General features: G+C 71.4%; 13 protein-coding genes and 1 tRNA gene. 6 read left to right on the top strand and 8 right to left on the bottom strand.

Annotation, left to right across the window (positions count from 1 at the left end):
- Positions 1-2: 2 nt before the first annotated feature.
- The 3 genes from gltX (at position 3) to BLW09_RS10225 (ending at position 2,619) form a co-directional block, all read left to right on the top strand.
- Entirely contained in the window at positions 3-1,520 is a 1,518-nt protein-coding gene (gene gltX, locus BLW09_RS10235; RefSeq protein WP_089911944.1) for a glutamate--tRNA ligase, read from the top strand.
- 4 nt (positions 1,521-1,524) lie between these two features.
- Positions 1,525-2,490 carry an NAD(P)/FAD-dependent oxidoreductase gene (locus BLW09_RS10230; protein WP_089911941.1) on the top strand — a complete coding sequence of 322 codons (966 nt, stop codon included), beginning with the start codon at positions 1,525-1,527 and terminating at the stop codon, positions 2,488-2,490.
- 57 nt (positions 2,491-2,547) lie between these two features.
- A tRNA-Gln gene (locus BLW09_RS10225) sits at positions 2,548-2,619 on the top strand.
- Between the two features lie 43 nt (positions 2,620-2,662).
- Here BLW09_RS10225 and BLW09_RS10220 read toward each other — a convergent pair.
- Positions 2,663-2,992, bottom strand: coding sequence for a ferritin family protein (locus BLW09_RS10220; RefSeq protein ID WP_089911938.1), 330 nt, complete (start codon positions 2,990-2,992; stop codon positions 2,663-2,665).
- Positions 2,993-3,117: 125 nt separating this feature from the next.
- Here BLW09_RS10220 and BLW09_RS10215 point away from each other — a divergent pair, with 125 nt between their 5' ends.
- A complete protein-coding gene (locus tag BLW09_RS10215) occupies positions 3,118-4,245 on the top strand; it encodes an FAD-dependent oxidoreductase (protein ID WP_089911935.1) in 1,128 nt (375 codons plus the stop codon).
- Between the two features lie 114 nt (positions 4,246-4,359).
- A complete protein-coding gene (locus BLW09_RS10210) occupies positions 4,360-4,749 on the top strand; it encodes a VOC family protein (protein ID WP_089911933.1) in 390 nt (129 codons plus the stop codon).
- A gap of 7 nt (positions 4,750-4,756) precedes the next feature.
- Here the strand turns inward: BLW09_RS10210 and BLW09_RS10205 are convergent, their stop codons facing one another.
- Positions 4,757-5,365: a DUF1349 domain-containing protein gene (locus BLW09_RS10205; protein WP_089911930.1), complete on the bottom strand. Its 609-nt coding sequence runs from the start codon at positions 5,363-5,365 to the stop codon at positions 4,757-4,759.
- A 40-nt stretch (positions 5,366-5,405) separates the two neighbouring features.
- Between BLW09_RS10205 and BLW09_RS10200 the strand changes: the two genes are divergently transcribed.
- Positions 5,406-5,894 carry a GNAT family N-acetyltransferase gene (locus BLW09_RS10200; protein ID WP_089911927.1) on the top strand — a complete coding sequence of 163 codons (489 nt, stop codon included), beginning with the start codon at positions 5,406-5,408 and terminating at the stop codon, positions 5,892-5,894.
- A 2-nt stretch (positions 5,895-5,896) separates the two neighbouring features.
- Here BLW09_RS10200 and hpaD read toward each other — a convergent pair whose 3' ends face one another.
- From hpaD to hpaH, 6 genes are all read right to left on the bottom strand, one after another.
- On the bottom strand, positions 5,897-7,030 hold the full coding sequence (gene hpaD, locus BLW09_RS10195; RefSeq protein ID WP_089911924.1) for a 3,4-dihydroxyphenylacetate 2,3-dioxygenase: 1,134 nt from the start codon (positions 7,028-7,030) through the stop codon (positions 5,897-5,899).
- 68 nt (positions 7,031-7,098) lie between these two features.
- On the bottom strand, positions 7,099-8,646 hold the full coding sequence (hpaE, locus tag BLW09_RS10190) for a 5-carboxymethyl-2-hydroxymuconate semialdehyde dehydrogenase (protein WP_089911922.1): 1,548 nt from the start codon (positions 8,644-8,646) through the stop codon (positions 7,099-7,101).
- Between the two features lie 26 nt (positions 8,647-8,672).
- Complete coding sequence (locus BLW09_RS10185; RefSeq protein ID WP_089911920.1) at positions 8,673-9,368, bottom strand: GntR family transcriptional regulator; 696 nt, start codon at positions 9,366-9,368, stop codon at positions 8,673-8,675.
- The gene (locus BLW09_RS10180; RefSeq protein ID WP_231946773.1) at positions 9,350-10,846 is read right to left on the bottom strand and encodes a fumarylacetoacetate hydrolase family protein; all 1,497 of its coding nucleotides are present in this window, start codon (positions 10,844-10,846) and stop codon (positions 9,350-9,352) included. The genes BLW09_RS10185 and BLW09_RS10180 overlap by 19 nt, the downstream gene beginning before the upstream one ends.
- Before the next feature lie 26 nt (positions 10,847-10,872).
- Complete coding sequence (locus BLW09_RS10175; RefSeq protein WP_089911917.1) at positions 10,873-11,685, bottom strand: HpcH/HpaI aldolase family protein; 813 nt, start codon at positions 11,683-11,685, stop codon at positions 10,873-10,875.
- Positions 11,670-12,455 carry a 2-oxo-hept-4-ene-1,7-dioate hydratase gene (gene hpaH, locus BLW09_RS10170; protein WP_089911914.1) on the bottom strand — a complete coding sequence of 262 codons (786 nt, stop codon included), beginning with the start codon at positions 12,453-12,455 and terminating at the stop codon, positions 11,670-11,672. Before hpaH ends, BLW09_RS10175 begins: the two co-directional genes overlap by 16 nt.
- Positions 12,456-12,546: the final 91 nt, after the last annotated feature.

The following is a 12,546-nucleotide window of genomic DNA, read 5'->3' as shown; positions in this document are numbered from 1 at the left end:
GTATGTCTGACTCGATCGCACACCCGTTCTCCGAGGCCACCGGCGCCGATGTGCGCGTGCGCTTCTGCCCGTCGCCGACCGGAACCCCGCACGTCGGCCTGATCCGCACCGCCCTGTTCAACTGGGCGTACGCGCGCCACACGGGCGGCAAGCTGGTGTTCCGCATCGAGGACACCGACGCCGCCCGCGACAGCGAGGAGAGCTACCATCAGATCCTCGAGGCGCTGCGCTGGCTGCGGCTCGACTGGGATGAGGGCATCGACGTCGGAGGCCCGCACGGCCCGTACCGGCAGTCGCAGCGGTACGGCATCTACAGCGACCTCATCCAGAAGCTGCGCGATTCCGGCCACATCTACGAGAGCTTCGCCACGGCGGAGGAGATCGAGGCGCGCAACGTGTCGCTCGGCCGCGACCCGAAGCTCGGCTACGACAACTTCGAGCGCGACCTCACCGACGCGCAGAAGGCCGCCTACCGCGCCGAGGGCCGCGAGCCGGCGCTGCGCCTGCGCGTGCCGGACGACGACCTCAGCTTCGACGACCTGGTGCGCGGCGAGATCACCTTCAAGGCCGGATCCTTCAGCGACTTCGTCGTCGTGCGCCCGAACGGCCACCCGTTGTACACGTTCGTGAACCCGGTGGACGACGCCCTGATGGGCATCACCCACGTGCTCCGCGGCGAGGACCTGCTGTCGTCGACCCCGCGCCAGATCGCGCTCTACCACGCGCTGATCGACGCCGGCGTGACCACCTTCGTCCCGCGGTTCGGCCACCTGCCGTACGTGATGGGCGATGGCAACAAGAAGCTCTCCAAGCGCGACCCCGAGTCGAACCTGTTCCACCACCGCGACCGCGGCTTCATCCCCGAGGGCCTGGTCAACTACCTGGCGCTGCTCGGCTGGTCGCTGACCCACGACCGCGATGTCTTCTCGCTGGCGGAGATGGTGGCGGCGTTCGACGTGGAGGACGTCAACCCGAACCCGGCCCGCTTCGACCTGAAGAAGGCGGAGTCGATCAACGGCGACCACATCCGGCTGCTGGATGTCGCCGACTTCGCCGAGCGCACCATCCCGTATCTGGCCTCGGCCGGTGTGGTCCAGGAGCCGCTGACGCCCGCCCAGCACGAGGTGCTGACGAAGGCGGCGCCGCTCGTGCAGGAGCGCGTGCAGCTGCTGGGCGAGACGCCCGGCATGCTCGGCTTCCTGTTCACCGACGCCGCATCCCTGGCGGTGGAGCCCGACGCGCGCGCCTCGCTCCCGGCCAATGCGGGCGAGGTGCTGGCCGCCTCCCTCGGCGCTCTTGAGCTGGTGCCCGAGTCCGAGTGGAACCACGAGGCGATCGAGTCCGCGCTGCGCGACGCCCTGGTCGAGGGGATGGCGCTGAAGCCGCGGGTGGCGTTCGGCCCGCTGCGCGTCGCGCTGTCCGGTCGCCGGGTGTCGCCGCCGCTGTTCGAGTCCATGGAGATTCTGGGCAAGGCGGAGACCATCGCGCGGCTCGACCGGCTGTCGGCGGACCTGGGGTAGCGCGATGACCGGTGTGCCCGCGGCGTCGGCTCTCGAGCCGTCCTACGAGGTCGTCGTCATCGGAGGGGGCCCTGCGGGGTTGTCCGCGGCCCTGAACCTGGCCCGCGCCCGGCGGCGCGTGCTCGTGGTGGACGGCAACCGTCCCCGCCACGCGGCCACGCTGCTCGCCCACGGCTTCCTCACGCGCGACGGCGTCAGCCCGCTGGAGCTGCGCCGGATGGGCCGCGAGGAGGTGGACGCGTACGACAACGCGACCGTGGTCTTCGCCCAGGTCGGCGCGGTCTCGGTGGAGGGTGACGGATTCCGGGTCACCGGCCGCGGCGTGCGGGGCGGCGCGGATGTGGATGTGCGCGCCGACACCGTGGTCGTCGCGACCGGCGTGACCGAGACGATGCCGGCCATCCCGAGCATCCGCGCCTTCTACGGCACGCAGCTGCACAGCTGCATCGAGTGCGACGGTTTCGAGTCGGCCGGCCGGCCGCTCGCCCTGATCGGCGAGACCGACGACCTGGCCGAGCGCGCGCTCCTGCTCACCCAGTGGACGGACGACCTGATCGTGTTCACGAACGGCGTCGCACCGATCGGCGAGGCCGAGGAGGGCACGCTCGCCCGCTTCGGCGTGCGGGTCGAACGCCGCCCGATCGAGGACGTGGTGGGGGAGAAGGGCATCATGACCGGCGTCCGGCTCCAGGACGGCACGGTCATCGAGCGGGCCGGCGGGTTCCTCCGCCCGGTGTGGTCGCCCTCCCTGTCGTTCGTGGATGCGCTGGACCTCGACAGCGACGCCGACGGCTACCTGTTGACCGACGCGGACGGGCGCACGTCGCTGCCCGGGGTGTACGCGGCGGGCGAGACGACGGCGCCCGGCCCGCAGCAGCTGATCGTCGCTGCGGGCTCCGGTGCGGTGGTCGCGGCGGCCGTCAACCGCGACCTCATCGGGCTCTCGATGGAGGACGCACCCGTTTTGTAGTCCGGCCTGCCGGTAGGCTAGAGTTGTTTCTCGTGCCCGGACTACGGTTCAGGCCGGTGGGGTATGGTGTAATTGGCAACACGGCTGATTCTGGTTCAGTTGTTCTTGGTTCGAGTCCAGGTACCCCAGCAAGCGAAGCCCCGGTTCTCCCGGGGCTTTTTTGCTGCCCGCGTCAGCCCTGCGGTGCGTCCTCCGCTGCCTCTTCGGCCTCCTCGCCGTGCTTCACGATGTCGCCGTCCTGGAACAGGATGCCCTTCGCGGTCTCGCGCCACTGGGGCTTCGCCCGCAGCAGGAATTCGAGTTCCATGCTGAAGTGCTTGTACTCCTCCGCGAGCGAGTCCAGCATGATCGCCCGCGCGGCCTCGTCCTTCTCGACGGCGATGCGCTGCTCGTACCAGCCGATCGCCTCCGCCTCCTCGGACAGGCTCGCGCACATCCGTGCGAACGTCCGCGTCTCCTCGCTGAGCTCGCTCGGCGGCTCGTGGTACTGATCGGTCGACATCGTCGGTGTCCTTCCGTCGTGGTGACCCCATCCAAGTCCGAATCCCGCGTGCCTCAAGGGGCGCCGGCTGCGAAAGGGCAGAGGCACGGCGGAGCTCGTGGTCGGCCGCTCGATAGGGTGGCGGCATGGCAACGAGTGTGATCGTCATCGGCGCCGGGGTCGTCGGCGCGGCGACGGCCTGGTCGCTGGCGCGCGAGGGCGCCTCCGTACTGCTGCTGGAGGCGTTCGAACGCGGCCACGATCGCGGATCCTCGCACGGGGCGACGCGGATCTTCCGCCACGGCTACGCAGAGCAGGACTACGTGGAGCTGTCGGTCCGCGCGCTCCAGGGCTGGAAAGAGCTGGAGCGCGCGACCGGCCGCACGCTGCTGGACGCGACGGGCGCGCTCGACCACGGCGACCCGGCGGCGCTGAAGGCGATCGCCGCGGCGCAGGATGCGGCCGGGCTGCCGTATGAGCGCCTCACGGCGGCGGAGGCCGAGGTCCGCTGGCCGGGCCTCCGGTTCGAGGAGCACGTGCTGTTCAGCCCCGGCGGAGGCCGGTTGCGGGCGGCGGACGCGGTGGAGTCCTTGCTCGACGCGGCCGAGCGGGCCGGGGCGCAGCTCCGCTTCGGCGCCCGCGTGACGGCGGTGGACGAGTCCGGCGACGGCGTGACGGTCACGGCCGGCGACGACGCGCACACGGCCGACGCGGTGGTCGTCGCGGCAGGGTCGTGGACGCCGCTCCTCCTGCGCCCGTGGCTGGCCGCGAACGGCGTGGAGCTGCCGACCGTCCGGGTGACCGAGGAGCAGCCGGCGCACTTCCCGCTGCTGCCCGGCCCGGCGGACACGGAGAGCGCATGGCCCAGCTTCGTGCACCATCCGACCCGGGATGGGGTGGCCGGCGCCTACGGGCTGCTGACACCCGGAGAGGGCGTCAAGGTCGGCTTCCACGGCGTCGGACCGGAGATCGACCCGGACGCCCGCGACCGGAGCATCGATCCCGATCGGCTGGAACAGCTGCAGCGCTACGTGGCGGAGTGGGTGCCGGGCGTGGACGCGACGCGTCCGGAGGGCATCAGCTGCCTGTACGACAGCACCGAGCAGGAGGACTTCGTGCTCGACCGCGTCGGCCGGGTCGTGATCGCGACCGGGTTCTCCGGCCACGGTTTCAAGTTCGGCCCGGCGCTGAGCGACGTGCTCGCCCGCCTGGCGCTGCACGGCGAGAAGGCCGCCCCGCGTTTCCGCGTCGCGGTCGCGCCGCCCGGTCCGTAGCCTGGAGCATGTAGGCGCATCCAATCGTCTCGCCACCCCTCGCCGCCACCCCTCGCCGCTACCCCTCGCCGCCGCCCCTCGCCACACCGCGTCGGATGCGGCAGGATGTCGCGCATGACGGACACGGACGGCGCTGGCATCGTCGGCGTCAGCACCATCGGCATCCCGGTCTCGGACCAGGATCGGGCTCTCGCGTTCTACCGCGATGTGCTCGGACTGGAGGTCCGCGTCGACGCGCCGCTTCCGCAGATCGGCGGGCGGTGGATCATGCTCGCGCCGCCGGGTGCCGCGGTGTCCGTGTCCCTGGTGCCCGCGAAACCGGATGCTCCGGCGGGGGTGGAGACGGGCATCCGGTTCGAGGCGGTCGACGCGGAACGGGCGCACGAGACGCTCGCCGGCTCCGGTACGGAGGTCGGCGAGCTGCTCCGCTGGCCGGGCGTCCCGGCCATGTTCGCGGCGCACGACCCCGACGGCAACCGGTTCGAGGTGGTCGAGCGCGCCTAGATCGCGCTCACTCCCCGTTGCGGAGGTCCGCGAGCCGTTCGTGCCGGAGGACGATCCGGTCGAAGGTCGCCGTGCAGGTGTCGCCCATCGGCGCCTGCGACAGGAAGCCGACCCTCCAGGCGCCCGCGCCCGGCGCGAGCCGGAACAGGCGGACGAAGTCCCACCGGATGCCGTCCGCCGACGCGTGGAAGGCCCAGGCCTCCCCGACGCGGGCGACGCGCAGGAACACCTCGCCGCTGCTCACGAGCGTGCTGTTGCCGTCGTCGGAGTACCGGTCGGTGACGACGCTCACCACCATCGGCCGGCCCTGAGGCGAGTACTCGAAGCACAGCTTCGCCCAGTGGTCGTCGTCGCTCCACAGCACGAGCGCGCCCGCATCGAAGGTCGTGCGCGGGGATGCGACGCGGACGCGCGCGGACAGCGTGAAGTCGCCCGCCGGAGCGTCGAACACGAGAGCGGTCGCTGCGTGCTGCGCATGCTCCCCGAGCGGGTCGTTGGACCAGTCGACACCCGCGGCAGCCGTCAGGGCGAGCGCCTCCGTGGAGGCGTCGTAGTCGGCGTCGCCGGGCGTGTGGGTCCAGGAGAGCTCGGGCAGGGCGGGGATGCTGATCGGCATACGAGAACGCTACGGCACGCGCCCGTCATAGGGTGGCGGGATGGGCGACATCGAGGTGAGGCCGGCGCGACCGACGGAGTGGGCGGCGGTCGGCGGGCTGCGCTGGGACTCGGTGTTCGAGTTCGGCGGTGAGGCCCTCGATCCACGCGAGGTGTTCGCGGAGGAGTTCGCTCGGTGGGCGCGCGACCACCAGGACACGCACGAGTGCGTCGTCGCCGTCACGGACGGCGAGGTGATCGGGATGACGTGGCTGGCCGTTGTCCCCCGGGTCCCGAGCGCACGCGCGTTCGACCGCGCATCCGGCGACCTGCAGTGCGCGTACGTCGCCCCCGGGCATCGCAACCGAGGGGTCGGCGGACGGCTGATCGACGCAATCGTGGACCGCGCTCGCGAACGACGGCTCGAACGCGTGACCGTGCACTCCAGCCCGCGGGCGGTGCCCGTCTACGAGCGGCACGGGTTCAGCTCCGAGGGGCGACTGCTGCACGTCTACGTCGTGCACCGGGATGCGCCCGGCGGCTCCCGCTGAGTTCAGACCTGCGCGCCGAGCTTGAAGCCCTGCGCCTCCTCGCCCTTGCGGGTGTACGAGAAGCCGTCGGCGCCGATCGTGACGTCCATCTCGGAGTCGTCGGTGCGGGTCGTCAGCGGCTGGGGGTTGCCGTCGAGGTCGAGGACGGTCGAGGCCTCCGTGTACCAGGAGGGCACGACGGGGTTGCCCCACCAGTCGCGGCGCTGGTTGTCGTGCACGTCCCAGGTCACGACCGGGTTGTCCGGGTCGCCGGTGTAGTAGTCCTGCGTGTAGATCTCGACCCGGTGCCCGTCGGGGTCGCGCAGGTACAGGTAGAACGCGTTCGAGACGCCGTGGCGGCCGGGGCCGCGCTCGATGCAGTCGCTGCGTCGCAGCGCGCCCAGCTTGTCGCAGATCGCGATGATGTTGTGCTTCTCGTGGGTGGCGAAGGCGACGTGGTGCATGCGCGGACCGTCGCCGCCGGTCATCGCGGTGTCGTGCACGGTCGGCTTGCGGCGCATCCACGCGGCGTAGGTGGTGCCCGCCTCGTCCTGGATGTCCTCGGTGACGCGGAACCCGAGGTCCTCCATGTACTTCACGGCGCGCGGCACGTCGGGCGTGACCTGGTTGAAGTGGTCGATCCGGACGAGCGCGCCGGGCGTGTAGAAGTCGTAGCGCCAGGCCAGACGCTCCACGTGCTCCACCTCGTAGAAGAACTCGTATGGGAAGCCCAGCGGGTCCTCGACGCGCACGGAGTCGCCGACGCCCTTCGTGAACCCCTCGGCACGGCGCTCGACCCGGCAGCCGAGCTCGGTGTAGAACGCCACCGCGCGGTCCAGATCCTCCGGCGTGCGCACGCGGTACGCGAAGGCGGCGACGGCGGCGACCGGACCCTTCCGCAGCACGAGGTTGTGGTGGATGAACTCCTCGAACGACCGCAGGTACACGGCGTTCTCGTCCTCCTCCGTGACGACGAGATCGAGCACGTCCACGTAGAACTCGCGGCTGGCCGCCAGGTCGGTGACGACGAGCTCCATGTAGGCGCAGCGCACGACGTCCGGCGGGGTGGCCTTCGGGGTGGGGATGCGGTCGGTCGGGGCGGGGATGGGGTCGGTGCTGGTCACGACGGGCTCCGGGGAGCCGGGGGTGATGGTCATGGTGGTGCGTCCTCTGCGTTGAGTCTGTGCGGGTGGGTCTGTGCGGGTGGGTCTGCGGTGCTGGGCGGTCAGGCGTCGCCGGCGTCCTCGGCCGCCTCCGCGGCTTCCTCCGGCTGATGTGCGCTCGCGCCGAACCGCGCGGTGTGGACGGGGCCCAGCGTGATGTGCACGGCCTGCTGGTCGGTGTAGAAGTCGATCGAGCGGTAGCCGCCCTCGTGCCCGAGACCCGAGGCCTTCACGCCGCCGAACGGTGTGCGCAGGTCGCGGACGTTGTGCGAGTTGAGCCACACCATCCCGGCCTCGACGTTCTGGGCGAAGGTGTGCGCGCGCTCGAGATCCGTGGTCCAGATGTAGGCCGCGAGACCGTAGCGGACGCCGTTCGCGAGCTCCAGCGCCTCCTCGTCCGAGTCGAACGGCGTGATCGCGACGACCGGGCCGAAGATCTCCTCCTGGAAGATGCGCGCATCGGGCGCGACGTCGGCGAACACGGTCGGGGCGACGTAGTTGCCGTGCTCCAGGCCCTCCGGGCGCCCGCCGCCGGCGAGGAGACGGCCCTCCTGCTTGCCGAGCTCGACGTACGACATGACCTTCTCGAAGTGCTCCGGATGCACGAGCGCCCCGACCTCGGTCTTCGGGTCGTGCGGGTCTCCGACGACGATGTGCTTCGCCCGCTCGGCGTACCGCTCGAGGAACTCGTCGTAGACCGGACGCTCGACCAGGATGCGGGAGCCCGCCGTGCAGCGCTCGCCGTTGAGCGAGAACACGCCGAACAGGGTGGAGTCGATCGCCGCATCCAGGTCGGCGTCGGCGAAGACCACGGCGGGGGACTTGCCGCCCAGCTCCATCGACAGTCCCTTGAGGAACGGCGCCGCGTTGGCGAAGATGATCTGCCCGGTCCGGCTCTCGCCGGTGAACGAGATGAGGGGGACGTCGGGATGCTTCACCAGCGCGTCCCCCGCCTCCTCGCCGAGACCGTTCACCAGGTTGAAGACGCCGTCCGGAACTCCGGCCGCGCGGAAGATCTCGGCCCACAGGCTGGCCGACAGCGGGGTGAACTCGGCGGGCTTCAGCACGACGGTGTTGCCCGTCGCGAGGGCCGGAGCCAGCTTCCAGCTCTCCAGCATGAACGGCGTGTTCCAGGGGGTGATGAGCCCGGCGACGCCGATCGGCTTGCGATTGACGTAGTTGAGCTGGCTGCCGGGGACCTTGTAGGCGTCGTCGGCCTGGGCGACGATCAGGTCGGCGAAGAAGCGGAAGTTCTCCGCGGCCCGCTGCGCCTGACCGAGCGCCTGGGTGATGGGGAGGCCGGTGTCGAAGGTCTCGAGCTCGGCGAGGCGCGCATCCTGCTCTTCGACCGCGTCGGCGATCCGGTTCAGCACCCGGGCGCGTTCGCGGGGCTTCATGCGGGGCCACGGGCCATCGCGGAACGCGCGGCGCGCGGCGGCGACGGCGAGGTCGATGTCCTCCTTCTGCCCGGCGGCGGCCCGGGCGTAGGTCTCGTTCGACACCGGGTCGAGCACATCGAAGGTGGCGCCCGAGACGCTGTCGACGAACCGGCCGTCGATGAAGTGCCGGATCGTGTCCGGGAGGTTCTCGGGGATGTGGTGCTGCGCCATGCGCGGCCTCCTGTCGGTCGGGACGGTCAGTGCTGCTGGTGCTCGCTCGCGGCCGCCTGCTCCTGGCGGCGGTGGAGGGCGTCCAGGGTGGCGAGCCGGTGGCGTCGCGCGGCGAGCTCGATCTCGAGCGGCTCCGCGCCGGACTCGATGAGTTCGACGATGTGCTCGTGCTCGTCCACCGACTCCCGGGCGCGGCCGGGCACGAAGCTGAACGTCGAGTCGCGGAGCACGGTCAGCCGGTTCCAGCCGCGGTGCACCAGGTCGAGGATGTGCGGGTTGGGGCACTCCTCGAAGAGCACGGCGTGGAACTCCTGGTTCAGCTCGGTGAACCGGTGCGGGATGAAGTCGTCCAGGCACGCGATCATCTCACGGTTGATCTCTCGGGCGCGCTCCAGGTGCTCGGCGGTCAGCAGCGGTGCGGAGAGCTGGGTGGCGGCGCCCTCGACGAGAGCAAGCGTCTCCATCGTGTACGTGTACTCGGCCTCGTGAAGCAGGGCGACCTGAGCGCCGACGTTCTTCTCGAACGTCACCAGCCCCTCCGCCTCCAGCCGCCGGATGGCCTCCCGCACCGGGACGACGCTGATGTCGAGCTCACCGGCGATCTGCCCGAGCACGAGCCGGAAGCCGGAGACGTACCGGCCGTCGTCGATGCGGGCCCGGATGAACTCGTACGCGAGCTGCGACTTGCTCGGGGCCGCGGCCTTCAGTGCTGCGTCAGCCATGCGCGGTACCTCTCTCTCCATTCGGCGTCCATCGGGAAGAGCCCGTCGACCGGGTGCCCGGCCGCGACCTGCTCCGCGATGAACTGCTCCTCGCGCTCCTGCTCGATCGCGTCGTCGACGACCTCCTCGACCAGGGCGGGCGGGATGACCAGCAGGCCGTCGGCGTCTCCCACGATCACGTCGCCCGGCTGCACGGCGGCGCCGCCGCACGCGATGGTCACGTCGGTGTCCCAGGGCACGTGCCTGCGCCCGAGCACCGCGGGATGCGGCCCGTTGTGGTAGGTCGGGATGTCGAGGGCGGCGACCACCGCGAGATCGCGGACGCCGCCGTCCGTGACGATGCCGGCAGCGCCGTTGACCTGCGCACGCAGGGCCAGCACGTCGCCGACGGTGCCGCTGCCGCGCTCGCCGCGGGCCTCGATGACGAGCACCTCGCCGGCGCCGACGGAGTCGAACGCGCGCTTCTGGGCGTTGTACCCGCCGCCGTGCGCGGCGAAGAGGTCCTCCCGGTTGGGGAGGTAGCGGAGGGTTCGCGCCGCGCCGACGACGCGGGTGCCCGGCCTCGTCGAGGTGAGGCCGTCGATCGAGACGTTGTCGAGGCCGCGCTTGCGGAGCTGCGAGCTGAGGGTGGCGGTGGAGACGCTCGCGAGCTTCGCGCGGAGCTCGTCGGTCAGCCGCCAGGGCGCTGCCCCTGGCGCCACCGTGCCCCAGGCCTCGGCGCGCTGCACATCGTCGACGCTCGGCTTCGTCCCGAAGTCGCCGAACGGGATGCGGCCTTCGGTGATGCGCGTGACCAGGCGCCCGGTGGCCGGCTCGCCGGGCGCCGTCGGCGCATCCACTTCGACTTCGACCGTGTCGCCGGGTCGCGTGACCGACGACCCCGCCGGGGTGCCGGTCAGGATCACGTCGCCGGGCTCCAGGGTCATCAACTGCGAGAGGTCGGCCACCAGGCGGCCGAACGGGAACAGCAGGTCGTCGGTGGTGCCCTCCTGCACCAGCTCGCCGTTGAGCCAGGTGCGGACGCGGAGGGCGTCGGGGTCGAGGTCGGCCGCCGCGAGCACCGCGGGGCCGAGCGGGGTGAAGCCGTCGCCGCCCTTCGACCGGACGTTGGAGCCCTTGTCCGCGGAGCGGAGGTCGTAGAGCCCGAAGTCGTTGGCGGCGGTCACGCCGGAGACGGCCGCCCAGCCGTCTTCCGGCGAGACGCGGCGGGTGGGGCGGCCGATGATCAGGGCGATCTCGCCTTCGAACGCGAGGAGCTCGGTGCCCGCGGGCCGTTCCAGTTCGGAGCCGGAGGCGGCCACGGAGGAGGAGGGTTTGAAGAAATAGGACGGCTGTGCCGGGGTGCGCCCGCGCTGCGCAGCGCGCGACCGGTAGTTCAGGTGCACCGCGATGATCTTGCCGGGCCGGGCGATGTCCGTCACGGGTGGTGCCTCCTCATCGTCGGGGATCAGTTCGAGCGGGAACGTATTCGAGATCATATACAATCTGTCGAGGCTGCGCCACCTCAGTAGCTCGCCGGAGGAGCGGAGTCGGCCGACGCGCCGATGAAGCGGTCGGCGAGCGCCTCCGATGCCCGCGCCAGCAGCGTGACGTCGGCCCCGACCAGCACGTAGGCGGCGCCCGCCGCCACATAGCGGTCGGCCGTGGCGGGGTCGAACGCGTTCACGCCAACGGGTGTGCCGGCCGCGCGTCCGGCGGCGATCACACCCTCCACGGCCGCGACGACATCCGGGTGATTCTGCTGGCCGAGGAGCCCCAGGGAGGCCGCGAGGTCGGCCGGGCCGACGAGCAGCGCATCCACCCCGTCGACCGCGGCGATCGCCGCGGCCTCTCCGACCGCGTCGGCCGTCTCGATCTGCACGGTCAGCGAGACCAGGTCGTCCGCGCGGGCCAGGTAGTCGGGGATGCGGCTCCATCGCGACGAGCGGGCGAGCGCGCTTCCGACGCCGCGGACGCCGTGCGGCGGGTACCGCACCGCCCGCACCATGGCCTCGGCGTGCGAGACGCTGTCGACCATCGGGACGAGGATGTTCTGGGCGCCGAGGTCGAGGAGCTGCTTCAGCACCACCGGCTCCCCGAACGGCGCGCGCACCACCGGAACCGCCGGGTACGGGGCGACCGCCTGCAGCTGCGCGAGGATCGACTCCAGATTCACGGGGGAGTGCTCCCCGTCGATCAGGACGATGTCGAGCCCGCTGCCCGCGCAGATCTCCGCGACCAGCGGGCTGCCGGCGCAGGACCACATCCCGACCAGGGCGCGGTCGGCAGAGCGGAGTCGGTCGGCGAACGTCGGCGCGGGGTCTAGACGAATCGGCATGTGACGGCTCCCAGGGTTCCGTAGTCGGCGTGGACGGTGTCGCCGCGCTCCACCCACACCGGGCGGGTGAACGAGCCGGCGAGGACGATGTCGCCGGCCTCGAGCCGGCTTCCGTGCTGGGCGAGCTTGTTCGCGAGCCAGGCGACCCCGGTGGCGGGATGGTCGAGCACGGCCGCCGCGACGCCGGACTCCTCGATGGTCTCGTTGCGGTACAGCAGCGCCGAGACCCAGCGGAGGTCCACGGCATCCACGGCGACGGGCCGGCCGCCGACGACCATCCCGCCCATCGCCGCGTTGTCCGAGATGGTGTCGACGATCGTGCGCCCCTGCAGTTCGATCCGCGAGGACAGGATCTCGAGCGCCGGCACGACGTACCGGGTGGCGCCGAGGACGTCGAACAGGGTGACGTCGGGGCCTTCGAGCGGGTCGTCGAGGGCGAAGGCGAGCTCCACCTCGATGCGCACGTTCGAGAACCGGTCGAAGGGGATGACGGACCCGGTCTCGTAGACCATGTCCGAGAAGATCGCGCCGTAGTCGGGCTCCGTGATGCCGGTCGCCTGCTGCATGACCTTCGACGTGAGGCCGATCTTGCGGCCGATGAGGCGTCGGCCCTCGGCGAGGCCGCGTTCGACCCACACGCGCTGGACGGCGTAGGAGTCCTCGACCGTCATGTCCGGATGCCGTGCGGTCAGCAGGGGGACCGTCGACCGGTCGCGCTCGGCGGTCGCGAGTTCGTCGGCGATGGCCTGGATGGTCGGGCGATCGAGCACTCGGGGGTCCCTTCGACGTCGGAGGAGGGGACGATGTCCCCGAGTGGATCGTATATCTTCCTGTACACCGCGGCCACCCGGACGTGCGGGG

Origin of the sequence: Leifsonia sp. 21MFCrub1.1, from assembly GCF_900107895.1 — a bacterium.
Taxonomy (GTDB): Bacteria; Actinomycetota; Actinomycetes; order Actinomycetales; family Microbacteriaceae; genus Leifsonia; species Leifsonia soli.
Note: the sequence above shows the minus strand (reverse complement) of the source record. Positions and strands in the feature narration are given on the sequence as shown.

Coding starts and splice junctions, on each gene's coding strand:
- BLW09_RS10230 (WP_089911941.1), top strand. CDS start 1,525: ATGACCGGTGTGCCCGCGGCGTCGGCTCTCGAGCCGTCCTACGAGGTC.
- gltX (WP_089911944.1), top strand. CDS start 3: ATGTCTGACTCGATCGCACACCCGTTCTCCGAGGCCACCGGCGCCGAT.
- BLW09_RS10175 (WP_089911917.1), bottom strand. CDS start 11,685: ATGCCGATTCGTCTAGACCCCGCGCCGACGTTCGCCGACCGACTCCGC.
- BLW09_RS10185 (WP_089911920.1), bottom strand. CDS start 9,368: ATGGCTGACGCAGCACTGAAGGCCGCGGCCCCGAGCAAGTCGCAGCTC.
- BLW09_RS10210 (WP_089911933.1), top strand. CDS start 4,360: ATGACGGACACGGACGGCGCTGGCATCGTCGGCGTCAGCACCATCGGC.
- BLW09_RS10220 (WP_089911938.1), bottom strand. CDS start 2,992: ATGTCGACCGATCAGTACCACGAGCCGCCGAGCGAGCTCAGCGAGGAG.
- hpaD (WP_089911924.1), bottom strand. CDS start 7,030: ATGACCATCACCCCCGGCTCCCCGGAGCCCGTCGTGACCAGCACCGAC.
- BLW09_RS10215 (WP_089911935.1), top strand. CDS start 3,118: ATGGCAACGAGTGTGATCGTCATCGGCGCCGGGGTCGTCGGCGCGGCG.
- BLW09_RS10180 (WP_231946773.1), bottom strand. CDS start 10,846: ATGATCTCGAATACGTTCCCGCTCGAACTGATCCCCGACGATGAGGAG.
- BLW09_RS10200 (WP_089911927.1), top strand. CDS start 5,406: ATGGGCGACATCGAGGTGAGGCCGGCGCGACCGACGGAGTGGGCGGCG.
- hpaE (WP_089911922.1), bottom strand. CDS start 8,646: ATGGCGCAGCACCACATCCCCGAGAACCTCCCGGACACGATCCGGCAC.
- BLW09_RS10205 (WP_089911930.1), bottom strand. CDS start 5,365: ATGCCGATCAGCATCCCCGCCCTGCCCGAGCTCTCCTGGACCCACACG.